Here is a 20,881-nt window from a genome sequence, read left to right as displayed (position 1 = left end):
GTGCTGACCATGCCCCAGACCATCAATACGAACATCGCTTCGCTCAACGCGCAGCGCAACATGAACGCCTCGCAGTCGTCGCTGTCGAGCGCGATGCAGCGCCTGTCCTCGGGCCTGCGCGTCAACAGCGCGAAGGACGATGCCGCCGGCATGGCGATCGCCGAGCGCATGAACGCCCAGGTGCGCGGCATGAACGTCGCGATCCGCAATGCCAACGACGGCATCTCGCTGGCGCAGACCGCCGAAGGCGCGCTGGGCAAGACGGCCGACGCGCTGCAGCGCATGCGCGAACTGGCGGTGCAGTCGGCCAACGCGTCGAACAGCGACGACGACAAGGATTCGCTGGACCAGGAGTTCGGCCAGCTCGCGCAGGAAGTGCAGCGCGTGCTCAACGGCACGACCTTCAACAGCAAGAACATCATGGCCGCCGACGCCGGCCCGCAGACCTTCCAGATCGGCGCCAATACCTCGACCAACGACTCGATCACCGTGACCACCGTCGACATGACGGTCGACGCGACGATCACCGCCGTCGCCGGCACCGACAACGCCGGCACCGGCCGCGCGGTGATCGACAACACGGCGAACGCCGCGGCGATCAACACGGTGATCGACAACATCGACACCGCGCTGGACACGATCAACAGCCAGCGCGCGATCTTCGGCGCCACCCAGTCGCGCTTCGACGCGGTGATCTCGAACCTGCAGATCTCGGTCGAGAACCAGTCCGCCGCACGGGCCCGCATCATGGACGCCGACTTCGCCGCGGAAACCGCCGCGCTGTCGCGCGCGCAGATCCTGCAGCAGGCCGGCAACGCGATGATCGCGCAGGCCAACCAGCTGCCGCAGCAAGTCCTGAAGTTGCTTCAAGGGTGATGAGGCCCCGCAAGGGGTGAGACGTGTTCGGGCCGGTCCGCAGGGGCTGGCCCTTTTTTCTTCGCGGTACCCCTCAAGTACCGCGCCCCCGCGTCCGATAAACCGTACGCGAAGGAAGATCATCCATGGCCACATCCATCAGCGGCGTCGGCAGCCTCAGCTCGGCAGGGTTGGGCAGCGGGCTGGACGTCAACTCCATCGTCGCCTCGCTGATGGCCGTCGAGGCGCGTCCGCTGGACATGCTGAAGTCCCAGGCCAAGGACCTCGACAGCCAGATCTCCACCTTCGGCAAGCTGCAGAGCTTCTTCTCGGTGCTGCGCGACAAGAGCAACGCGCTCACCTCGACCAGCCTGTGGAACGGCACCACCGCCACCTCGGGCGACGCCACCGCGGTGAAGGTCACCTCGGGCGCGGCCGCCGCGGCGGGCAGCTACCAGGTCAACGTGTCGACGCTGGCGAAGGCGCAGACGCTCACCGCGTCGGCCGCCGCGTCGAGCACCTTCAATGAAGGCAGCATCACGATCGAACTCGGCGCGTGGACCGGTGACCCGATCGACACCTTCACCGCCAAGGCCAGCTCGGTGCCGGTGACCATCGACATCGGCGCCGGCGAGACCAGCATCGAGGCGGTGCGCGACAAGATCAACGGCGCCGGCGCCGGCGTCATCGCCAGCATCGTCAACGATGCCAGCGGCGCGCGGCTGTCGATCCGCTCCAAGGACACCGGCCTCGAGAACGGCTTCCGCATCACCACGGTGGAGACGGTCGGCGATGCCGACGCCACCGCCGGCCTGTCGGCGCTCGACTACGACCCCGCCGGCGGCCTGACGCAGATGACCGCGGCGCAGCAGGCGTCCAACGCGACGCTGACGGTCAACGGCATCGCCATCAGCTCGGCCAGCAATACGCTGGTCGACGTCGTCGACGGGCTGACGCTGAACCTGATGAAGACGACGGCCAGCCCGGTCGACGTCTCGGTGGCGGTCGACACCGAGACCGTGAAGACCAAGGTCACCGAGTTCGTCACCGCGTTCAACGACCTGGCCAACTTCATGCGCACGCAGATGGCCTACAACGCCGACAGCAAGACCGGCGGCGCGCTGCAGGGCGACCGGGCGGCGGTGTCGCTGCTGAACCAGCTGCGCGGCGTCATCAACGTCGAGAGCAGCGCCTCGGGCACCTGGACGCGGCTGTCGGAAGTCGGCATCTCGATGAAGGGCGACGGCACGCTGGCGATCGATTCGACCAAGCTCGGCAACGGCCTGGCGAACCTGCCGGAGCTGAAGAAGCTGCTGGCCACCGACGGCGCCGACACCGCGAGCTCCGGCTTCATCCGCCGCTTCAAGGAGCTGGCCGATGCCGCACTGGGCTCGGAAGGCACCTTCGAGAACCGCAACGCGAGTCTGAAGGAAATGCTCAGCCGCAACGGCAAGAACCAGGACGCCTACGAGGTGCGTCTGGCGCAGACCGAGGCGCGGCTGCGCCGGCAGTACACCGCGCTCGACGCGACGATGTCGCAGCTCAACGGCCTGTCGAGCTACCTCGGCCAGCAGCTGAAGTCGCTGAACATCAATACACAGGCGTGATCGGCAGGACTGATGCGCGGGCCTGACCCGCAGGCCTGATGCCCAGGCCTGGAGCGCAGCGCCCGGGCGCACTTTTGCCGATTCTCCAGACGCCGCCTTCGGGCGGCGTTCGCGTTTTGCGGGATCGAATCCCGGCCCTTTCCGATCACAGCTGCAAGCGCGGGAAACGCCCGTTTTCCCCGGCTCAAGTGCCTCCCGCCGGCACCGATAACAGGTCAACGCCATCGCCCTGACGACAAGACCTCCCACCATGTTCAGCGCCACGATCGCCTCCCCTTCGAGCCGCGCACGCCAGTTCGCCGGCGCCTACCAGCAGGTGGGCGTGCAGACGATGGTGCACGGCGCCTCGCCGCACCAGCTGGTCACCCTGCTGTTCGACGGCTTCTTCGCCGCCGTGGCGCGCGGCCGCGGCGCGATGCGCGCGGGCGATGCCGCCTCCAAGGGCGCCGCGCTGACGCAGGCCGTGCGCATCGTCGACGAGGGCCTGAAGGCGAGCCTGAACCTGAGTGCCGGCGGCAAGCTCGCGGCCGACCTGTCGGACCTGTACGCCTATGTCTGCCTGCGCCTGACGCAGGCCAACCTGCGCAACGACGAGAAGGCGCTCGACGAGTGCCTGGGCCTGATGAGCCCGCTGCGCGACGCCTGGAACGCGATCGGCGAGTCGGCCGATGCCCGCGCCCGCAACTGATCAATGGCCTCCACGTCTCCAGTCCACACCATGAACAGCAGCCTCCTGAGCTACTACGAAGCCATCGAAAAGGCCAGCGCCGACATGCTCGACGCCGCCCGCGCCGGCAACTGGGACCACGTCATCAAGCTCGAAGGGGCTTGCGTGCTGCTCATCAGCCAGCTGAAGAACGCCGCCAAGGGCGGTGCGCTGTCGAACGAAGAAAGCCAGCTGAAGTCGCGCATCATGAAGCGCATCCTGGTCAACGACGCCGAGATCCGCCACCTGGCCGAACCGTGGCTCGAAGACCTCGACCACATGATGGCCGGCAAGCCGAAGACGCTGCACTGATCCGACGCCGCGAGGAGCCGCCATGGCCTTCATGGACACCCAACCGGCGCCGATGGATGACCTGGACGGCATCGATCCGTACGCCGCGTTCCGCATCGAATCGCCGCGCGAGGTGCTGTCGCTGATGCGTCAGCTGATGGAAGGCGCCACGCCGATCCACCTCAACGCGCCCGGGGGCGTGAGCTTCGCCACCGCGCTGTGGACCGTCGATTCGGCCAGCCAGCGCCTGGCCTTCCAGGCCGAGCTGACGAACCCGCACCTGCAATCGCTGGTCGAGAGCGACGAGGTCACCGCCGTCAGCTACCTCGACGCGGTGAAGCTGCAGTTCGACCTGCAGCACCTGATGCTGGTGCGCGGCGTCAAGTCCTGCGCGCTGCAGACCGAGCTGCCGCGCCGGCTCTACCGCTTCCAGCGCCGCCAGGCCTACCGCGTGCGCACGCTCGAGCGCAGCTCGCCGGTGGCGCTGCTGCGCCATCCGTCGCTGCCCGACATGCAGCTGTCGCTGCGCGTGCTCGACGTCAGCATCGGCGGCTGCGCGCTCTGGCTGCCCGAGGACACGCCGCCGCTGGCCGCCGGCCTGACGCTGCACAACGTGCGCTTCGAGCTCGACCCGGACACGCGCTTCAACGCGACGCTGCATGTGCACCACATCAGCTCAATCCAGCCGAATGCCCGCGGCATGCGCCTGGGCTGCGAGCTGGTGGAGCTGGACGGCCACGCCGAGCGGGCGCTGCAGCGCTACATCGACCTGACCCAGAAGCGGCGCCGGCTGCTGTCGGTCGGCTGACGAGGCCGCCCGATGATTCGCGCGACGCACCGCAGCCGCGGCCTGACCCTGGTCGAGACCCTGGTGGCCGTGGCCGTCACCGGCGTGCTGGCCTCGGTGGCCCTGCCCAGCTACCGCGGTGCGCAGCTGCGCGGCCAGCGCGTCGACGCGACCAGCTCGCTGCAGGAGCTGCAGCGCGAGCAGGAAACCTACCGCGAGCGCCACGGCGGCTATGCCGACAAGCTCGAGCAGCTGCCCGGCTTCGCCGCCGGCCGCAGCCTGCAGGGCCGCTACCGCCTGGTGCTGCAAGGCAGCGCCGACGGCCTGGCCTACACCGCGACCGCGATCGCCGACGGCGCGCAGGCCGCCGACACCGATTGCAGCGAAGTGACGCTGCGCATCGACGGCGCGCTGAGCTTCCAGGGACCGGACGCCCGGTGCTGGCAGTCATGAAGCGGACCTTCCAGCCCGCGCGCGGCCTCACCCTCGTCGAGCTGATGATCGCGCTGGCGATCCTCGCCGTGCTCGGCACGCTGGCCGCCGGGCCGATGGGCGCCTTCTTCGCGCGCCAGCGCGTGCAGGCGGCCGCCCAGCACCTCGTCGCCGACCTGTCGGAGGCGCGCCACGAAGCCGCCCGCCGCGGCCAGGTGCTGCGCGTGAACTTCACGCAGGGCAGCGAGTGGTGCTATGCCATCACCGTCGACTCCGCGGCGCGCTGCGACAACATCGGCCACCCGGCGGTGCTCAAGCGCGTCGGCAGCAAGGACCATCCCGGCGTGACCATCACGATGGCCCAGACCTTCGAGCTCGACGGCCGCACCGGCGCCGCGCTGCAGGCGCCCGCCGCCGTGCAGCTGCTGTCCACCGCCGGCGACCTGCTGCAGGTGCGCATGAGCCGGCTCGGCCGCCCGAGCGTCTGCTCGCCGGACGGCGCGATCAAGGACGTCGCGCACTGCTAGTCGCTGCTAACCTGCCGCCGCGATGCGCGCGGGCGATTCCAGACAGCTGCTGAAGGTCCTCTGGGCCGGCCCCTGCTCGCTTGTCGGCCTGCTGCTGGTCGCACTGCTGCGGACCTTCGGCGCCCGCCTGCACCGCTCGGACGGCGTGCTGCTGGCGATCTGGCGCACGGGCGACGCCGACTGCGGACCGCTCGCGAAGCGCCTGCCCTACCGCGCGATCACCCTCGGCCATGTCATCGTCGGCGTCACCTGGCGCGACCTGCGGCATTCGCTCGCGCACGAACTGGTGCACGTGCGGCAGTACGAGCGCTGGGGGCTGCTGTTCTTCCCGGCCTATGCGCTGTCCAGCCTGTGGCAGCTGCTGCGCGGGCGGCGGCCCTACTGGGACAACGCGTTCGAGGTCCAGGCGCGGCGCGTGGCCGAGGGAGAGGCTGCCGCGCCGCGGCCGGGCCGCCGCGCGACGCCGGTCCATCCCCCCGGGTAGCCCGGGTCCCGCGCGCTCAGCGCTCGTTCAACGAGGTGCGCACCTGCTCGGCCAGCGCTTCCACGGCGTCGACCGTGCTCGGCCGGCACCTGACCAGCGACAGCTGCGTCGACGGCAGCGCCGGCAGGCCCAGGCGGGCGCCCGCATCGGCGACGTCGCGCGCGGCGCCCAGGTCCATGCGCGCCGTGACGCCCGTGCCGGCCTGCACGGCCGCCCACATCGCCGGCACGCTGCCGGTCGTGAACGCGATCTCGTGGCGCACGCCGGCGCGCTGCAGCGCCTTCAGCGCGTCGTCGCGGTAGATGCAGGGTTCCTCCAGCATCACCAGCGGCAGCGGCGCGGCGCCTTTCCACTGCAGCCCCGGGGCCGCGTACCAGCGGGTCGGCCGCGCGCAGGCCGTCACCGCCAGCGCATGGCGCCGGCGCCCGATCAGCAGCGCGAGGTCGAGCGCGCGCTCGCTGACCTGGCGCGCGATGACGTTGTTGCGTTCGATGACCGCGTGCACCCGGACGCCGGCATGCGTGCGGCGAAAGCGTTGCAGCGTCGCGGCCAGGCGCGACGACGCGAAGTCCTGCGGCATGCCGAAGGTGACGTCGCCGGCCACCGACAGCCCGCGCACCGCCGCGTGCGCAGCGGCCTCCACCGCCACCATCTCGCGCGCGTAGCGCAGCAGCACCTCGCCGGCGGGTGACAGCGCCATGCCGCGCGCGCCGCGGGTGAACAGGCGGCGGCCGATGCGCTGCTCCAGCGCCGAGATCTGCAGGCTCAGCGCCGACGGCGTGCGCCCCAGGCTGTTGCCGGCGGCCGCCAGCGAGCCTTCCTCGGCCAGCACGAGGAACGCCCGCAGGCTGCGATGAACAAGACCTTCCACGCGCGCTCCCCGGGGCAACGGCCCCCGGGCGGCGATTCTAGGATTGAGTTTTTCCAAACGGCCGCTTCAGCACTTCTCGCTGGTCGCCTGCAGCCCGGCGCCCTAACCTGGGCGCCAGGAGAGACGCGACATGCTGCTGCTGCAATACGAGTTCGACCTGCCGCCGTCGTTCGACATGCAGGCGATCCGCCGGCGCATCGAGGCCAAGCGCCATCTGTTCGACCGCCACGACGGCCTGCTGTGGAAGGCCTGGCTGCTGGCCGATGCGTCGCGGCTGCCGGCGCACGGCAACCGCTACGCGCCGCTGTATCTCTTCGAGCATGCGACCGCCGCGCGCGACTTCCTGCTCGGTCCGCTGTACGCAGGCGTCACGCAGACGTTCGGCTGGGTGCAGCCGAGCACCGGCCCGCTGCTCGGCGCGGCGGCGCCGGCGCTGCACGGGGCCCGCAGCTGCACGCGGCACGTGATCGAGCTGCGCAGCCATGCCGCGCTGCTCGCGCACAGCGGGCACCCGCCGGCCGCGCGCGCAGGCCTGCTCGGGCAGGCCTCGATGCTCGACATCGGCCGGATGCAGCTGCGGCTGTTCCGGTTCTGGGACCACGCGCCCGCCGCGGCGGCCGACGCGGCCGAAGGCGGCGTGGTGTTCGAGGTCGGCGCGGTGTCGGCACCGGCACCTGCACCGGCACCGGCACCGGCACCGGAGCCGGCCCGGCCATGATGCCGCTGCGCCAGGCGCTCCCCCGCCTCGTCGCCCGCATCGACGCCGTGACGCTGCGCGCCGGCGAAACGGCGCGCTGGCTGACGCTCGCCATACCGGTCGTCTGCGTGTCCTACGCGCTCGTGCGCAAGCTGTTCCGCTGGGGCCACAACGGCTTCAGCGAACTGCAGTGGTACCTGTTCGCCTGCGTCTACCTGGTCGCCGCCGGCTACACGCTGCTGCGCCAGGGGCACGTCCGCGTCGACGTGCTGTGGCGGCGGTTCCCGCAGCGCACGCGCTGGATCATCGACCTCGTGGGCCTGTCGTTGCTGGCGCCGATCTGCGGCTACCTGGCCTGGGCGTACTGGACCTTCTGGACCGTCTCGCTGCGCCAGCGCGAGGGGCCGGAGGACGTGCTGGTGGGACTGGAGCGCTGGCCGGTCAAGCTGGCGCTCTTCGCCGGCTTCACGCTGCTGGCGCTGCAGTGCCTGGCCGAGGCGCTGCGGCTGGTGGGCGCGCTGCGCGGCTGGCCGGCGGCCGCGCCGCCCGCAACGGCAGGCGATGCGCCGCTTGGCCGCTGCGATCCGGGGTCAGCGCCATGAACCACGGCCTCGCGGCGCTGATGTTCCTCAGCATGGCCGGCGCGCTGATGCTCGGCTTTCCCGTCGGCCTGACGCTCATCGTGCACGGCTTCGCCTTCACGCTGCTCGGTGCAGCGCTCGACCTCTTCCCGCTGGCGATGGCGCAGGCGCACATGCTGCGGGTGTACGGCCTGCTCTTCAGCGAGGTGCTGCTCGCCATCCCGTTCTTCACGCTGATGGGGCTGGTGCTCGAACGCAGCGGCATCGCCGAGCAGATGCTGCAGGCCGTGTCGACGTTGCTGCAGGGCGCCCGCGGCGGGCTGGCGATGGCGGTCATCATCGTCGGCACGGTGCTCGCGGCGACCACCGGCGTGGTGCAGGCCAGCATCATCCCAATGGGGCTGATCGCGTTGCCGGCGATGCTGCGCGCGGGCTATGCGCCGGGGCTGGCGGCGGGCAGCATCGCCGCGGCGGGCACGCTCGCGCAGCTGATCCCGCCGAGCCTGGTGCTCATCGTCATCGCCGATGCCACCGGCGTGCCGATCTTCCGCATGTACGAGAAGGCGCTGGTCCCCGGCCTGTTCCTCGCCGGGCTGTACCTGGCCTACATCGCGGTGCTGACGCGGCTGCGGCCCGGCGCCGCACCGTCCGGCGCCGGCGCGCCGTCGTGGCGGTCGGTACTCGCGGCGCTGCGCTCGCTGGCGCCGCCGGCGCTGATCGTCGCGGCCACGATCGGATCGGTGCTGGCCGGCGTCGCGACGCCCACCGAGAGCGGCGGTTTCGGCGCCACCGCGTCGCTGGCGCTGGCCGCCAGCCGCCGCCGGCTGGACCTGGCGGCGCTTCGGTCGATCGTCGACGGCACCACGCTGATCAGCTGCAGTGCGCTGTTCGTGATGATCGGCGCGCTGTTCTTCACGCTGCCGTTCAATGCGATGGACGGCAAGGTGTGGGTCGGCGAGGTCTTCTCGCACCTGCCCGGCGGGCCGACCGGATTCCTCGTCGCGGCGACGCTGCTGGTGTTCGTGCTGGCCTTCTTCCTCGACTTCTTCGAGATCGCCTTCCTCGCGCTGCCGCTGCTGGTGCCGGCCGCGGTGGCCCTGGGCATCGATGCCGCGTGGTTCGGCGTGCTGGTGTGCATCGCGCTGCAGACCTCGTTCATGCACCCGCCCTTCGGCGTCGCGCTGTACACGCTGCGCTCGGTCGCGCCGGCGTCGCTCGAGAGCCGCCACCTCTACCGGGGCGCGCTGCCGTTCATCGCGATGCAGTTGCTGGCCGCCGCGCTGGTCATCGGCTTCCCGGAGCTGGCCGTCGACCTCGGCGCGCGGCGGCCGCCGCCGCTGCCGGACGACCAGGTCGAGCAGATCCTGTCCGACTTCCTGGCGGCGCCGGCATCCGCCCCGGGCGGGCCGCCCCGCCCCTGAAGCGCGCGCCGGGCCGGCCCACGCCGCGAGCAGCGCTCGGGCGGCGCCACCCCGGCCGGAGGCCTCACACCTGCATGTTCATGATGTCCGAATAGGCCTGCACCAGCCGGTTGCGCACCGACACGGCGGCCGTGAACCCCAGCCGAGCCTTCTCGGCCGCGACCATGGTCTCTTCCAGGCTGACCGACGAGTTGCCGAGCTGGAATTCCTTCTGCAGCGTGCTGGCCTCGTTCTGCATCTCGCTGACCTGCTTCAGCGCCTGGCTCATCGCGTTCTGGAAGCTGACGCCGCCGGCGGCCTCGGTCTTCCCGGGCGCTGCCACGCCGCCGACACCGCCGGCGAGCGGGGTGCCGTCCGGACGCAGTCCGGCGCGCGCCACGGCCTGGGCGAAATCAAAGGGCTTCAGCTTGAGATCCATAGGTCACCGTCGCGGGTTTTCCACGGAGATGGACTGTACGGACACCCCTCGGCCGCGATGGCGGGAACTGAAGCCCGAAATGCGGGCTGTTTGCGCCTTGGTCCGGCAGCGCGCTGTCGAACAATCTGCGGCAACCGTCAGACCGACCGCACCCACCCTCCATGGACGCCGCCATCACGCCGATCACCCCGCAGAATGCCGCCGCGGTTGCCGCCGAGGATTCCAACGGCGCCCTCGCCCGCCTGGCCCGCATGCCGGCCCGCGCGAAGATGCTGCTGGGCGCCGGCCTGGCCGGCATCGTCGCGGTGCTGATCGCGCTGTTCATGTGGAAGGATTCCGGCAACCTGGCGCCGCTGTATCCCAGCCTGTCGGACAAGGACGCCGCCGCGGTGATGACGCAGCTGGTGGCGCTGAAGGTGCCCTACAAGTCGGCCGGTGACGGCACGACGCTGCTGGTGCCGATCGAGATGGTGCCCGAGCTGCGCCTGAAGCTCGCGCAGGCCGGCCTGCCCAAGGGCACGACCACCGGCTTCGAGCTGATGGACAACGCCCGCTTCGGCCAGTCGCAGCTGCAGGAGCGCACCAACCTGCAGCGCGCGCTCGAAGGCGAGCTGGTGCGCTCGATCGGCTCGATCACCGCGGTGCAGTCGGCCCGCGTGCACCTGGCGCTGCCGGTGCAGAACGGCTTCTTCCGCGAGCAGCAGAAGCCCAGCGCCTCGGTGCTGCTGACGCTGCACCCCGGCCGCACGCTCGACCGCTCGCAGGTCGCCGGCATCGTGCACCTGGTGTCCTCGTCGGTGCCGGAGCTGTCGCCGAAGGCGGTGTCGATCGTCGACCAGAACTCCGCGCTGCTGTCGGCGCCGCCCGACGCCGCCGCCCAGCAGGGCCTGGACACGCAGCAGCTGCAGTACCTGCAGCAGGTCGAGGCGACCTACCTGAAGCGCGTGATCGAGATCCTCGAGCCCGCGCTCGGCCGCGACAACCTGCGCGCCACCGTCACCGCCGAGCTCGACTTCAACCAGATCGAATCGACCTCGGAAGAGTTCAAGCCCAACCAGGCCGGCGAAGCGACCATCCGCAGCCAGCGCACCAACGAGGCGAACACGCCCGGCACGCCGGTGCCCTCGGGCATCCCCGGCGCCGCCAGCAACCAGCCGCCGCAGGCCGCCGCCGCACCGATCGTCGGCGCCTCGGCGCCGCTGCAGGCCGCGCAAATGGGCTCGACCGGCGCCGCCGGCCGCAAGGAAGCGACGACGAACTACGAGGTCGACAAGACCGTCAGCATGCAGCGCAAGGCGGTCGGCACGGTCAAGCGCATCAATGCCGCCGTGCTGGTCAATCACCGCACGACCACCGACGCCAAGGGCAAGACGACGACCACCGCGCTGACGCCGGAAGAGCTCGAGAAGCTGACCGCGCTGGTGCAGGAAAGCGTCGGCTTCAACAAGCAGCGCGGCGATTCGGTGAAGGTGGTCAACATCCCGTTCCGCGCCGTGCCGGTGCCCAAGGCCGAGGACCTGCCGCTGTGGCAGCAGCCATGGCTGATCGACCTGGTGCGCGCCAGCGCCGTGCCCGCCGGCCTGACCGTCGTCGCGCTGCTGCTGGTCTTCGCGGTCGTGCGCCCGGCCATGCGCCAGATCGAGCCGCCGCCGGCGCCGAAGGTGGAGGTCGTCGTCGACGACAAGCCGCAGCTGCCGGAGCCGGAAGAGCTCGTGCCGGTGGCGCCGGCGAAGGCCACGCTGCAACTGGCGAGCGCCCGCTCCCTGGCCAAGGAAAACCCGGCGGCCGTGGCGAACATCGTGCGCGGCTGGGTCAGCGGCGAAGTAAGCTGATCGCCGTCCGGAACCCCACATGAATTCGAGCATGGACGACAAGGGCCTGGAGAACGCGGCGATCCTGCTGATGTCCCTCGGCGAGGAAGAAGCCGCCGAGGTCTTCAAGCACCTGGCGCCGAAGGAAGTGCAGCGCCTGGGCGAGACCATCGCCAAGCTGAAGATCGTGCCCAAGGAGAAGCTCGAGGGCGTGCTCGACAAGTTCAACGTCATGGCCGCGGAGCAGCACACGCTGGTGGCCGATACCGACGAGTACGTCAAGGCGGTGCTGAAGAAGGCGCTCGGCGACGACAAGGCCAACCTGCTGATCGACCGCATCCTGCAGGGCAGCGACGTCACCGGCATCGAGAGCCTGAAGTGGATGGACGCCGGCTCGGTGGCCGAGCTGCTGCGCAACGAACATCCGCAGATCGTCGCGGCCATCCTCGTGCACCTGGACTACGACCAGAGCTCGTCGGTGATCAAGGCCTTCGGCGAACGCCAGCGCAACGAGGTGCTGGTGCGCATCGCCACGCTCGACGGCATCCAGCCCTCGGCGCTGAAGGACCTCAACGAGGTGATGAGCAAGGTGCTGGCCGGCGGCGAGAAGCTGCGCAAGGCATCGCTCGGCGGCGTGAAGACCGCGGCCGAGATCATCAACCTGCTGGGCACCTCGATCGAGACCACGGTGCTCGACTTCATCCGCGAGGCCGACAACGACCTGGCCCAGCGGATCATGGACAACATGTTCACCTTCGACGACCTCGCGAAGCTGGACGACAAGGGCGTGCAGGCCCTGCTGAAGGAAGTGCAGAGCGAATCGCTGGTCATCGCGCTGAAGGGCGCGACGCCGGAGATGCGCGAGAAGGTGTTCCGCAACATGTCCACGCGCGCCGCCGAGACGCTGCGCGAAGACCTCGAGTCGCGCGGCCCGGTGCGGGTCAGCGAGGTCGAGGCGGAGCAGAAGGAAATGCTGAAGACCGTCCGCCGCCTGGTCGACGAAGGTCAGATCGTGCTCGCCAGCGGAGGCGCGGATGAGTTCCTCTAAATCGAACACCGGCCCGCGGCAGGTGCCGCCGCCGCCCAACTCGCGCGCCGGCCAGTCCTACACGCGCTTCATCCCGCGCGAGGAGCTGCAGGGCTTCGAGAACTGGATGCCCGACACCTTCGGCGACAGCGCGGCCGCGCAGGCGACGGTGCGTGCCGCGGTGCCGCCCGAGCCGGAGCCGAGCGCCGAGGCCGCCGCGCAGATCATCCAGGCGCAGCTGCATGCCGCGCGCCAGGAAGGCTACCGCGACGGCTATCGCGACGGCCTGGTCGCGCTGGAGAGCTTCAAGCAGAGCTTCGCGCAGCAGCTGGCCGGCCAGTTCGGCCTGGTGCTGACCAACTTCGACCATGAGCTCGGCGCGCTCGAGCAGCACATCGCCACCAGCGTCTCGCGCATCGCGACGCAGCTGGCGCGCCAGGTCGTGCGCAGCGAACTCGAGACGCGCCCCGAGCTGGTGGTGCAGGTCGCCATCGACGCGGTCAACGCGGTGCTGATGAGCGCCCGCCAGATCACCGTCTACGTGCACCCCGACGACCAGGCGATGATCGCCGCCGGCGCCGGCGAGGTGCTCGCCGCCCGCGGTGCGCGGCTGGTCGGCCAGCCGAACGTCGAGCGCGGCGGCGTGCTGATCGAAAGCGACGCCGGCACCGTCGACGCACGCATCGGCGCGCGCTGGAGCCAGGCCGTGCAGGCGCTGGGCACCGGCGTGGACTGGGCGCCCGACGCCGACTGATCGCGCCGCGCGCCCGCGTGGCGCTTCGTGCGGTGGCAGACGGTCGGGGCGCCGCGCCCCGTCCACACTGCCGGCATGGCACCCGCCGAGAACCATCTGCTGGCCAGACTGCAGCCGCGCGACCGCGCGTGCGTCATCGCCGCCGGCGAGCCGGTGCAGCTGGCCCAGGGGGACCTGCTCGGCGAGGCCGGCGAGCCGACGCGCCATGTGTATTTCCCCGCAGACTGCTTCGTCTCGCTGGTGACGGCGGGCACCGGCCGGCCCGGCCTCGAGGTCGGCCTGATCGGCCGCGAGGGCATGCTCGGTGCGCAACTGGTGCTGGGCGTCAGCGCCATCCCGCTGCAGGCGCAGGTCCAGGGCGCGGGCAGCGCGCTGCGCATCGCGGCGGCCCCGTTCCGGCGCGAGCTGTCGCGCAACGCCGGGCTGCAGCAGTCGCTGAGCCGCTACGTCTACGTGCTGATGGCCCAGCTGGCGACGGCGACGGCCTGCACACGGTTCCACCAGGTCGGACCGCGGCTCGCCCGCTGGCTGCTGATGACCCAGGATCGCGCGCATTCGGACAACTTCCACCTGACGCACGAGTTGCTGGCGCACATGCTGGGCGTGCGCCGCGTCGGCATCACCGCCGCCGCCGGCGCGCTGCAGCGGCGGGGCCTGATCCGCTACCACCGCGGCGACATCACCGTGCTCGATCGCGCCGGCCTGGAGTCGACGGCCTGCAGCTGTTATGCCGACGATCGGCGGGTCTACCGCATGACGGTGGGCTGAGATGGGTGCGCCGGGCGCGGGGCGCCGTCGGTTCGCCAGCGAACAGACCGGCGCCCGGCCGCAACGGAAGCTGCAGGCACGGGCGTTGGCCATGCCTCCAATGAAGCGCCTGCGCATGCGCAGGCGTGTGATCGAACAGCCCCAGTGACTACACCTTCTTTTGATGTGCCCCCCCCCGACAGCGCCGCCGCGCCCCTGACCCGCCGGGTCGGGTCCGGCGCCGGCGCCGCGGAGGTGGCCGAGGCGCTGGTCGCGACCTGGCAGCAGGTCGGCGCGGCCCTCGCCCCCATCATCGGGCGCCGCGGCGTCGCCGCGCTGCTGCGGCGCAGCCTCCACCTCGCGGCCGCGACGCACCCCTGCCTGTCGAAGGTGGACGATGACGCCGACGGCCTGACCGACCTCGCGGCACTGCGCGCCATCGTCTCCGCGCAAGGCCGCACCGAGGCCCTGCAGGTCGGCAATGCCCTGCTGGCGACGCTCCAGGAGTTGCTCGGCAGCCTGATCGGACCGTCGCTCACCGATCGCCTGCTGGGCGCGGTGTGGGCAGCCCCTTCGAGCGACCCGCCCGCGCAGGACAGCACCCCATGAGCACCTCCGTCACGATCAACCGCCTGGCCACAGGCGTGCCGGGCCTGGACGCCGTGCTCGGCGGCGGCCTGCCCGAGTTCTCGTTCAACCTGATCGCCGGGCCGCCCGGCAGCGGCAAGACCACGCTGGCGCACCAGATGATGTTCGCGCTGGCGACGCCGCAGCGCCCGGCGCTGTATTTCACCGTGCTCGGCGAACCGCCGCTGAAGATGCTGCGCTACCAGCAGCAGTTCGGGTTCTTCGACAACGAGGCCATCAACCGCTCGGTGCACTTCGTCAACCTGGGCGAGGAGACCCGCGACGGCGACCTCGACAAGGTGCTGCGCCGCATCGTCGCCGAGGTCCAGGCGCGCGGACCGGGCCTGGTCTTCGTCGATTCCTTCCGCTCCGTCGTGCTGGCAGGCGCCGACGGCGGCCATCCGCACAACGAGCTGCAGCACTTCGTGCAGCAGCTGGGCATGCTGATGACCAGCTGGCAGGCCACGACCTTCCTGATCGGCGAGTACTGCAGCGAGACCGACGCCAATGCGAACCCGGTGTTCACCTTGGCCGACGGCCTGATCTGGCTGCGCCAGAGCGTGCAGCGCAACTCGATGGTCCGCAAGATGGAGATCATGAAGATGCGCGGCCAGCCGACGCTGCCGGGGCTGCACACCTTCCGCATCGGCGCCGCGGGCCTCGAGGTCTTCGCGCCGGCGGGACTGACCGGGGCCGTCGCGGCGGCCCCGTCCGCCGGCGGGCGCGTCCTGACCGGCGTGCCGCAGCTGGACGAGATGCTGGGCGGCGGCGTGCCGGCGGGCTACTCGGTGCTGGTGGCCGGGCCGTCGGGCTCGGGCAAGAGCATCCTGGCCGCATCGTTCCTCGCCGAAGGCGTGCGCCGCGGCGAGAAAGGCGTCGTCGCGGTCTTCGAGCCGCAGCCGCGCCGGCTGCGCAACCGGCTGCTCGCCGAGCTGATCGATGGCGGCCACGTCGCGCTGATCGACAGCCGCGCGCCCGACCTGTCGATCGACGAGATCGTCGGCCTGCTGCTGGGCGAGATCCGGCGCCTGCAGGCGCGGCGCGTGGTGATCGACTCGCTGTCGGGCTTCGAGCTGGCGCTCGCGCCGACCTTCCGCGAGGACTTCCGCGAATCGCTGGCGCGCCTGGTCACCGCGCTGGCGGGCGCCGGCGTCACGGTGTTGATGACCTCCGAGCTGGAGGACCGCTACAACGACCTGCGCTTCAGCCCCTACGGCACCGCCTTCCTGACCGACGCGATCATCGTGCAGCGCTATGTCGAGGTCGACAGCCGGCTGCTGCGCGTGATGGCGGTGGTCAAGGTGCGCGCGAGCGCGCACTCGAACGAGCTGCGCCTGTTCAGCATCGACGGCAGCGGCATCCGGGTCGGCGAGCGGCTCACCGACCACGTGGGCCTGCTCGGCGGGCGGCCGGTCCGCGTGGCGGCGGACGGCGCGCTGCCGGTGCCCGCGGCCGAAGGGAGCGGCTGACGCCGGCGAGCGATGAACACGGCCGATCACTCCGACGACCCCGCGCGCGAGCTGGCCACGGTGAGGCTGGCCATCGCGCAGGCGCACGCCACGCTGGCGGCCCTGCGTGCCGACGTGGTCGCGGCCGAGCGGCATTTCGGCAGCCACGCAGCGGCGCAGTTGCTCGAGGCCAACGAGCAGCTGGTGCTGTCGGCGCTGCGCGTGCAGACGCAGGCCGACACCGCGGCCCAGGAAGCCGCGGTGGCGTTGCGGGAGGCGTCGCGCTCGGCGGAGCTCGACGCCCTGACGGGGCTGCCGAACCGCCTGCTGCTGCGCGACCGGCTGGCCCGGGCCATCGCCAGCGCGAAGCGGCATCGCTGCCGCGCCGCGGTGCTGTTCATGGACCTGAACAACTTCAAGCAGATCAACGACACGCTCGGCCACGCGGTGGGCGACCAGGTGCTGCGGCTGGCGGCGGGCCGCCTGGCCGCGTCGGTGCGCGAGGTCGACACCGTCAGCCGCCTCGGCGGCGACGAGTTCGTGATCCTGCTCGGTGACGTGGGCCACGCGGGCGACGCGCAGGGCATCGCCGAGAAGATCGGCGCGGCGCTCGGCGCCCCCGGGCGCATCGGCGACCACGTGATCCGGTTGAGCGCCAGCATCGGCATCAGCCTGTATCCCGACGACGGCGACGAGGCCGACACGCTGATCGCGCGGGCCGACGACGCGATGTACGCCGCCAAGCGGCGCGGGCTGCGCAGCTTCGTCTTCCGGCACGTCGAAGAGGCCGTGCAAGGCACGGGTCCGTCGCCGGCGACGCTGCGCGCGCTGCAGCGGCCGCTGACCGCCTACGAACAGGCCCACGCCGATCACGAGCAGCAGCGCGCGCTGCTGCAGGAGGCCAACGAGCACCTGGTGATGGCCGCCCTCACCGCGCAGCAGCTGCAGGCGGCTGCCGAGCAGGCGCAGGTGCGGCAGACCGAGATCCTCGCGGTGGTGGCGCACGAGCTGCGCTCGCCGCTGGCGCCGATCCGTGCCGCGGCCGCGTTGCTGAACCAGGGTCGCGCGGATGCGCCGCTGCTGCAGTACGTGCAGGCGGTCATCGAGCGCCAGGTCGTGCACATGACGCGGCTGGTGGGTGACCTGCTCGACGTCTCGCGCAGTTCCACCGGCAAGCTGCGGCTGCAGCGCCAGCCCGTCGACCTGAGCGAGCTGATCGACGCCGCCGTGCAGGCCTGCCGGCCGGCAATGGACGCCCGCCTGCAGCACTTCCTCGCCTTCGTGCCCGAAGGCGCGATGGTGGTCGACGGCGACCCGGTGCGCCTGACGCAGGTGCTGTGCAACCTGCTCGACAACGCCTCCAAGTACACGCAGGTCGGCGGCGAGATCGGCCTGTCGGCCACCGCCGCCGACGACACGCTGGCCATCGCGGTGTCGGACAACGGCATCGGCATCACGGCGGAGGCCCTGCAGAAGGTCTTCGAGCCCTTCGCGCAGGACCGCCATGCGATCGGCTTCAACGGCAGCGGGCTGGGCATCGGGCTCACCGTGGTGCGCGAGCTGGTCGAGGCGCACGGCGGCAGCGTCGTCGCCAGCAGCGCGGGCATCGGCTTCGGCAGCCGCTTCGTCGTCACGCTGCCGCTGTACGCTCCTCCAGCCAGGCCTTGAGCAGCGTGTAGGCCACGGCCAGCACCACCGGCCCGACGAAGATCCCGACGAGGCCGAAGCCCAGCAGCCCGCCGATGACGCCGGCGAAGATCAGCAGCAGCGGCAGGTCGGCGCCGCGGCGGATCAACATCGGCCGCAGCACGTTGTCCATCGTCACCACGGCCACCGACCACGCGAGCAGCGCGGTGCCCCAGGCCGACTCGCCGCTCCAGTAGAGCCAGATGACCGCCGGAACCAGCACCGGCGACGGTCCGATCTGCGCAATGCACAGCAGCAGCATCACCGCCGCCAGCAGGCCCGTGTACGGCACGCCGGCGACCGCCAGGCCGAGTGCCCCGAGCCCGGACTGCGCCACCGCGGTGAGCACCACGCCGAGCGCGACGCTGCGGATCGCCTGCGCCGCCAGCAGCACCGCGTTCTCGCCGCGTTCCCCGGCCAGCCGGTGGCCGAAGCGCTGAATCGTGGCCGCGGCGGTTTCGCCGTGCGCGTACATCAGCGCGGCGAGGATCAGCGTCAAGAGGAACTGCAGGAACAGGAAGCCGAGGTTGCCGGCTTCGGCGACGATCCAGCGGGTCACGCTGCCCGCGTAGGGCATCGAACGCGCCAGCAGGCCGTCCATGCCGGCGGCCACGGCCTGCTGCCAGGCCTGCGCGAGCGGCGCGCCGATGACCGGCAGGCCGGCCAGCCAGTCCGGCGCCGCCGGCATCCGGAAGGCGGCGATCGCCTTGAGCCCGGCGCCGATCTCCTCGGCATTCGTGACGATCGTGCCGATGGCCAGCGCCAGCGGGACGATGAACACCAGCAGCAGCAGCACGGTCATCGCGACCACGGCCCAGGCCCGGCGTTGCCACAGCCGCGCCTGCAGCCAGAGCATCGCCGGCCAGGTCGCGACGACGATCATCGCCGCCCAGATCCCCGGCGCGAGGAACGGGCGCAGGGTCCAGAACGAAGCGACGATCAGCGCGCCGAGACTGAGCAGCCCCAGCAGCGGGCGTGTCAGCTCGCGCTCGGGCGCCGCCACGGCGCCGGCGCGCTGCGGCGCTACTTCCTCGTGAACCGCGGCGGCACCGTCGCCGCTGCCGGTGGCGTCGCCGGCGGCGCGGGGCCGGCAGGCGGCTGCGCCTGCGGCGCTTTCTTCGGCTTCTTCGCTTCCTTGTTGCCGCGTTGTCCCTTGGACATGGTCGTTCTCCTTCATTGCCGCGAACGGCGCCTTAGACGACCAGCAGCGCGGCGCAGGCCCTCGCCACCGCGGTCACGCGATCGGGGGCACTGGTGCCGGGAATGGCCGCCCAGCCGCCCTTCTCGACGAATTCGCCCTGCGCCCAGCTGTCGGCCTTCTTCAGGGCCGCCAGGTTGGCTGCCGCGTCACCCGCGCGCTGGAAGCGCTCGACGCACACCGGCGCCAGCGCACCCACGACGGCGTCGTTGGCGCGCATCGACGCGGCCGCCTCGGCTTTGCCACCCGTGGTCCAGCCGCCCCAGCTGAAGCCGATGATCGCGGCCGCGACCGCGCCGCCGAAGGCGCCCCACAGCGCCGGCTTGGTTTCGATGGGAATGTTCATGGTCAACCTTTCTTCCGGGTGCGCAGCACCCGCAGCGGACGCGCGAGCGACGTGCAGACATGCACCGTATCGAGTTCCGCTGGACAGCATGACTTCGCCTCGGCGGCCCGTCTGTCCGCTGGAGCACATTGAGCGTGCCGCGCGCGGCGCGCGGCGTGCCGCGCGCGGCGCCGGGTGCGCACACGACGCAGGGCAAACCGCCGGCAATGTGCCATGACCCCCTTGGCCTAGACCGGCGGCGGCAGCAGGCGGTCGTACTCCTTCTTGACGACCGAGTAGCACTCGCAGGTGCGGCGTTCGAGCCCCTCGCGGTCCAGCACCGTGATGTGGCCGCGCCGGTAGCGGATCAGGCCCGTGCGCTGCAGGTTGGAGGCGGCCTCGGTCACACCCTCGCGGCGCACGCCCAGCATGTTGGCGATCAGCTCCTGCGTCATCACCAGCTCGGGCGAACGCAGGCGATCGAGGCTCAGCAGCAGCCAGCGGCACAGTTGCTGGTCCAGCGAATGGTGGCGGTTGCAGACCGCCGTCTGCGCCATCTGCGTGATCAGCGCCTGCGTGTAGCGCAGCAGCAGGTGCAGCACCGGCCCGGAGCGGTTGAACTCGTCCTTGAGCAGCTGGCCGCGCATGCGAAACCCCATGCCGGCGCTTTGCACGACCGATCGGCTGGGCGTGGTCTCGCCGCCCATGAACAGCGCGATGCCGACAATGCCCTCGTTGCCGACCACCGCGATCTCGGCCGACGCGCCGTCTTCCATCACGTACAGCAGCGACACGATCGACGAGGTCGGGAAATAGACGTGGCCCATCGGCATGCCCGACTCGTAGAGCACCGCGCCCAGCGGCATCTCGACGGGTTCGAGCGCCGGGAACCAGCGCGCCCACTCGTCGGCGGGCAGCGCGGCGAGCAGGCGGTTTGCGCGCGGATCGGTGGCGGTCGCCTGTTCAGCCATGCTGCCCGAGTATAGGCAGCCCACGCGGGAGCCTCGTGCGCCCCCCCTTTGCGCCCCCTTGCGCCCGGTGCGCCCGCGAGCGGACTCAGGCGCGGTCGCCGATCGGTCGCGTCAGCTTCGCGTAGCTCACCGCGTCGGCGAGGTTGTCGTAGCGAAAGCCGTCGAAGTGGTAGGCACGGCCGTCGAACCCGATCGACAGCGCCGCCATCAGGCTGCGCTGTGCGTCGCTCGGGGCGTCGGACCGGACGCCGAGCGTGAACGAGCCGCCGGCATCCAGCTGGGTCGGCCGCGAGCGGATCAGTCCGGCGTACGCGGCGGCGTCCGCGAGGCGGTCGTAGCGGTAGCCGTTGTACACGTACTGCCGGCCGTCGAAGCCGATGCCGAACTCGCTCATCGTCAGTTCCGGCGGGAGGGCCGAGGGCCGGCCGCCTTCCGCCGTGAGCGTGTCTTCGGCCGCGGCGTACGAGCGCTCGTCGGTGGTCCTGCGATGCTTGCGTGTCATGGTGGGCTCCGGTTTCGCTGCACTCTGCACCGGCGCGCGCGCGCCGTCTGTGCGCGCGCGAACCCAGCTGCGCGCAGGGCCGGCATTCCGGCTGGTACAGGCGCGGGC

The 20,881-nt window shown here is 71.3% G+C and carries 25 protein-coding genes; 18 read left to right on the top strand and 7 right to left on the bottom strand.

The window, feature by feature from the left end; translation table 11 throughout:
• The first annotated feature begins 9 nt into the window (after positions 1-9).
• The 8 genes from P1K89_RS14375 (at position 10) to P1K89_RS14340 (ending at position 5,689) form a co-directional block, all read left to right on the top strand.
• Complete coding sequence (locus P1K89_RS14375; protein ID WP_284617124.1) at positions 10-876, top strand: flagellin N-terminal helical domain-containing protein; 867 nt, start codon at positions 10-12, stop codon at positions 874-876.
• Positions 877-1,001: 125 nt separating this feature from the next.
• On the top strand, positions 1,002-2,462 hold the full coding sequence (gene fliD / locus P1K89_RS14370; RefSeq protein ID WP_284617123.1) for a flagellar filament capping protein FliD: 1,461 nt from the start codon (positions 1,002-1,004) through the stop codon (positions 2,460-2,462).
• A gap of 250 nt (positions 2,463-2,712) precedes the next feature.
• The gene (fliS, locus tag P1K89_RS14365; RefSeq protein WP_284617122.1) at positions 2,713-3,150 is read left to right on the top strand and encodes a flagellar export chaperone FliS; all 438 of its coding nucleotides are present in this window, start codon (positions 2,713-2,715) and stop codon (positions 3,148-3,150) included.
• 30 nt (positions 3,151-3,180) lie between these two features.
• The gene (locus P1K89_RS14360) at positions 3,181-3,480 is read left to right on the top strand and encodes a flagellar protein FliT (RefSeq protein ID WP_284617121.1); all 300 of its coding nucleotides are present in this window, start codon (positions 3,181-3,183) and stop codon (positions 3,478-3,480) included.
• 22 nt (positions 3,481-3,502) lie between these two features.
• Positions 3,503-4,267, top strand: coding sequence for a flagellar brake protein (locus tag P1K89_RS14355; RefSeq protein ID WP_284617120.1), 765 nt, complete (start codon positions 3,503-3,505; stop codon positions 4,265-4,267).
• Between the two features lie 12 nt (positions 4,268-4,279).
• Entirely contained in the window at positions 4,280-4,699 is a 420-nt protein-coding gene (locus tag P1K89_RS14350; RefSeq protein WP_284617119.1) for a type IV pilin protein, read from the top strand.
• Positions 4,696-5,205: a GspH/FimT family pseudopilin gene (locus tag P1K89_RS14345; RefSeq protein ID WP_284617118.1), complete on the top strand. Its 510-nt coding sequence runs from the start codon at positions 4,696-4,698 to the stop codon at positions 5,203-5,205. The genes P1K89_RS14350 and P1K89_RS14345 overlap by 4 nt, the downstream gene beginning before the upstream one ends.
• A gap of 22 nt (positions 5,206-5,227) precedes the next feature.
• The gene (locus P1K89_RS14340) at positions 5,228-5,689 is read left to right on the top strand and encodes a signal peptide prediction (RefSeq protein WP_284617117.1); all 462 of its coding nucleotides are present in this window, start codon (positions 5,228-5,230) and stop codon (positions 5,687-5,689) included.
• Positions 5,690-5,705: 16 nt separating this feature from the next.
• On the opposite strand, the gene P1K89_RS14335 is transcribed toward P1K89_RS14340, so the two are convergent.
• A complete protein-coding gene (locus P1K89_RS14335) occupies positions 5,706-6,560 on the bottom strand; it encodes a LysR substrate-binding domain-containing protein (RefSeq protein WP_284617116.1) in 855 nt (284 codons plus the stop codon).
• Positions 6,561-6,690: 130 nt separating this feature from the next.
• Here P1K89_RS14335 and P1K89_RS14330 point away from each other — a divergent pair, with 130 nt between their 5' ends.
• Genes P1K89_RS14330 through P1K89_RS14320 form a run of 3 tightly spaced genes read left to right on the top strand, consistent with a single transcriptional unit; the run spans position 6,691 to position 9,259 of the window.
• On the top strand, positions 6,691-7,278 hold the full coding sequence (locus P1K89_RS14330) for a DUF4865 family protein (RefSeq protein ID WP_284617115.1): 588 nt from the start codon (positions 6,691-6,693) through the stop codon (positions 7,276-7,278).
• Positions 7,275-7,859 carry a TRAP transporter small permease subunit gene (locus P1K89_RS14325; protein WP_284617114.1) on the top strand — a complete coding sequence of 195 codons (585 nt, stop codon included), beginning with the start codon at positions 7,275-7,277 and terminating at the stop codon, positions 7,857-7,859. Before P1K89_RS14330 ends, P1K89_RS14325 begins: the two co-directional genes overlap by 4 nt.
• Positions 7,856-9,259 carry a TRAP transporter large permease gene (locus P1K89_RS14320; RefSeq protein ID WP_284617113.1) on the top strand — a complete coding sequence of 468 codons (1,404 nt, stop codon included), beginning with the start codon at positions 7,856-7,858 and terminating at the stop codon, positions 9,257-9,259. Before P1K89_RS14325 ends, P1K89_RS14320 begins: the two co-directional genes overlap by 4 nt.
• 64 nt (positions 9,260-9,323) lie before the next feature.
• On the opposite strand, the gene fliE is transcribed toward P1K89_RS14320, so the two are convergent.
• Positions 9,324-9,677: a flagellar hook-basal body complex protein FliE gene (gene fliE, locus P1K89_RS14315; RefSeq protein WP_284617112.1), complete on the bottom strand. Its 354-nt coding sequence runs from the start codon at positions 9,675-9,677 to the stop codon at positions 9,324-9,326.
• A 161-nt stretch (positions 9,678-9,838) separates the two neighbouring features.
• Here fliE and fliF point away from each other — a divergent pair, with 161 nt between their 5' ends.
• The 7 genes from fliF to P1K89_RS14280 all read left to right on the top strand — a co-directional run bounded on the left by fliF (position 9,839) and on the right by P1K89_RS14280 (position 17,759).
• On the top strand, positions 9,839-11,509 hold the full coding sequence (fliF, locus tag P1K89_RS14310; protein WP_284617111.1) for a flagellar basal-body MS-ring/collar protein FliF: 1,671 nt from the start codon (positions 9,839-9,841) through the stop codon (positions 11,507-11,509).
• A gap of 31 nt (positions 11,510-11,540) precedes the next feature.
• On the top strand, positions 11,541-12,536 hold the full coding sequence (gene fliG, locus P1K89_RS14305) for a flagellar motor switch protein FliG (protein WP_284617512.1): 996 nt from the start codon (positions 11,541-11,543) through the stop codon (positions 12,534-12,536).
• A complete protein-coding gene (locus P1K89_RS14300) occupies positions 12,523-13,269 on the top strand; it encodes a FliH/SctL family protein (protein ID WP_284617110.1) in 747 nt (248 codons plus the stop codon). Before fliG ends, P1K89_RS14300 begins: the two co-directional genes overlap by 14 nt.
• A 75-nt stretch (positions 13,270-13,344) precedes the next feature.
• On the top strand, positions 13,345-14,037 hold the full coding sequence (locus P1K89_RS14295) for a Crp/Fnr family transcriptional regulator (RefSeq protein WP_284617109.1): 693 nt from the start codon (positions 13,345-13,347) through the stop codon (positions 14,035-14,037).
• Between the two features lie 234 nt (positions 14,038-14,271).
• Entirely contained in the window at positions 14,272-14,625 is a 354-nt protein-coding gene (locus P1K89_RS14290) for a hypothetical protein (protein ID WP_284617108.1), read from the top strand.
• Positions 14,622-16,112 carry an ATPase domain-containing protein gene (locus P1K89_RS14285; RefSeq protein ID WP_284617107.1) on the top strand — a complete coding sequence of 497 codons (1,491 nt, stop codon included), beginning with the start codon at positions 14,622-14,624 and terminating at the stop codon, positions 16,110-16,112. Before P1K89_RS14290 ends, P1K89_RS14285 begins: the two co-directional genes overlap by 4 nt.
• Before the next feature lie 12 nt (positions 16,113-16,124).
• Entirely contained in the window at positions 16,125-17,759 is a 1,635-nt protein-coding gene (locus P1K89_RS14280; protein WP_284617106.1) for a diguanylate cyclase domain-containing protein, read from the top strand.
• Here P1K89_RS14280 and ydiK read toward each other — a convergent pair.
• The 5 genes from ydiK to P1K89_RS14255 form a co-directional block, all read right to left on the bottom strand.
• Positions 17,722-18,780, bottom strand: a complete 1,059-nt coding sequence (ydiK, locus tag P1K89_RS14275; protein WP_284617105.1) for an AI-2E family transporter YdiK — start codon at positions 18,778-18,780, stop codon at positions 17,722-17,724. The two genes, P1K89_RS14280 and ydiK, sit on opposite strands and share 38 nt — an antisense overlap.
• Before the next feature lie 20 nt (positions 18,781-18,800).
• Complete coding sequence (locus P1K89_RS14270; RefSeq protein WP_284617104.1) at positions 18,801-18,938, bottom strand: hypothetical protein; 138 nt, start codon at positions 18,936-18,938, stop codon at positions 18,801-18,803.
• 32 nt (positions 18,939-18,970) lie between these two features.
• Positions 18,971-19,321, bottom strand: coding sequence for a hypothetical protein (locus tag P1K89_RS14265; RefSeq protein ID WP_284617103.1), 351 nt, complete (start codon positions 19,319-19,321; stop codon positions 18,971-18,973).
• Positions 19,322-19,548: 227 nt separating this feature from the next.
• Positions 19,549-20,271 (bottom strand): Crp/Fnr family transcriptional regulator, encoded by a 723-nt coding sequence (locus tag P1K89_RS14260; protein WP_284617102.1) that lies wholly within the window; start codon positions 20,269-20,271, stop codon positions 19,549-19,551.
• An 85-nt stretch (positions 20,272-20,356) separates the two neighbouring features.
• A complete protein-coding gene (locus P1K89_RS14255; protein WP_284617101.1) occupies positions 20,357-20,773 on the bottom strand; it encodes a hypothetical protein in 417 nt (138 codons plus the stop codon).
• Positions 20,774-20,881 lie beyond the last annotated feature (108 nt).

The sequence above is a fragment of the Aquabacterium humicola genome (genome assembly GCF_030167915.1).
GTDB lineage: Bacteria > Pseudomonadota > Gammaproteobacteria > Burkholderiales > Burkholderiaceae_C > Pseudaquabacterium > Pseudaquabacterium humicola.
This window is presented reverse-complemented; position numbering and strand designations above follow the sequence as displayed.

Bases quoted from the DNA above. Each gene is read 5' to 3' on its own strand.
- P1K89_RS14375 (WP_284617124.1), top strand. From the start codon at position 10: ATGCCCCAGACCATCAATACGAACATCGCTTCGCTCAACGCGCAGCGC.
- fliD (WP_284617123.1), top strand. From the start codon at position 1,002: ATGGCCACATCCATCAGCGGCGTCGGCAGCCTCAGCTCGGCAGGGTTG.
- fliS (WP_284617122.1), top strand. From the start codon at position 2,713: ATGTTCAGCGCCACGATCGCCTCCCCTTCGAGCCGCGCACGCCAGTTC.
- P1K89_RS14360 (WP_284617121.1), top strand. From the start codon at position 3,181: ATGAACAGCAGCCTCCTGAGCTACTACGAAGCCATCGAAAAGGCCAGC.
- P1K89_RS14355 (WP_284617120.1), top strand. From the start codon at position 3,503: ATGGCCTTCATGGACACCCAACCGGCGCCGATGGATGACCTGGACGGC.
- P1K89_RS14350 (WP_284617119.1), top strand. From the start codon at position 4,280: ATGATTCGCGCGACGCACCGCAGCCGCGGCCTGACCCTGGTCGAGACC.
- P1K89_RS14345 (WP_284617118.1), top strand. From the start codon at position 4,696: ATGAAGCGGACCTTCCAGCCCGCGCGCGGCCTCACCCTCGTCGAGCTG.
- P1K89_RS14340 (WP_284617117.1), top strand. From the start codon at position 5,228: ATGCGCGCGGGCGATTCCAGACAGCTGCTGAAGGTCCTCTGGGCCGGC.
- P1K89_RS14330 (WP_284617115.1), top strand. From the start codon at position 6,691: ATGCTGCTGCTGCAATACGAGTTCGACCTGCCGCCGTCGTTCGACATG.
- P1K89_RS14325 (WP_284617114.1), top strand. From the start codon at position 7,275: ATGATGCCGCTGCGCCAGGCGCTCCCCCGCCTCGTCGCCCGCATCGAC.
- P1K89_RS14320 (WP_284617113.1), top strand. From the start codon at position 7,856: ATGAACCACGGCCTCGCGGCGCTGATGTTCCTCAGCATGGCCGGCGCG.
- fliE (WP_284617112.1), bottom strand. From the start codon at position 9,677: ATGGATCTCAAGCTGAAGCCCTTTGATTTCGCCCAGGCCGTGGCGCGC.
- fliF (WP_284617111.1), top strand. From the start codon at position 9,839: ATGGACGCCGCCATCACGCCGATCACCCCGCAGAATGCCGCCGCGGTT.
- fliG (WP_284617512.1), top strand. From the start codon at position 11,541: ATGGACGACAAGGGCCTGGAGAACGCGGCGATCCTGCTGATGTCCCTC.
- P1K89_RS14300 (WP_284617110.1), top strand. From the start codon at position 12,523: ATGAGTTCCTCTAAATCGAACACCGGCCCGCGGCAGGTGCCGCCGCCG.
- P1K89_RS14295 (WP_284617109.1), top strand. From the start codon at position 13,345: ATGGCACCCGCCGAGAACCATCTGCTGGCCAGACTGCAGCCGCGCGAC.
- P1K89_RS14285 (WP_284617107.1), top strand. From the start codon at position 14,622: ATGAGCACCTCCGTCACGATCAACCGCCTGGCCACAGGCGTGCCGGGC.
- P1K89_RS14280 (WP_284617106.1), top strand. From the start codon at position 16,125: ATGAACACGGCCGATCACTCCGACGACCCCGCGCGCGAGCTGGCCACG.
- P1K89_RS14270 (WP_284617104.1), bottom strand. From the start codon at position 18,938: ATGTCCAAGGGACAACGCGGCAACAAGGAAGCGAAGAAGCCGAAGAAA.
- P1K89_RS14265 (WP_284617103.1), bottom strand. From the start codon at position 19,321: ATGAACATTCCCATCGAAACCAAGCCGGCGCTGTGGGGCGCCTTCGGC.
- P1K89_RS14260 (WP_284617102.1), bottom strand. From the start codon at position 20,271: ATGGCTGAACAGGCGACCGCCACCGATCCGCGCGCAAACCGCCTGCTC.
- P1K89_RS14255 (WP_284617101.1), bottom strand. From the start codon at position 20,773: ATGACACGCAAGCATCGCAGGACCACCGACGAGCGCTCGTACGCCGCG.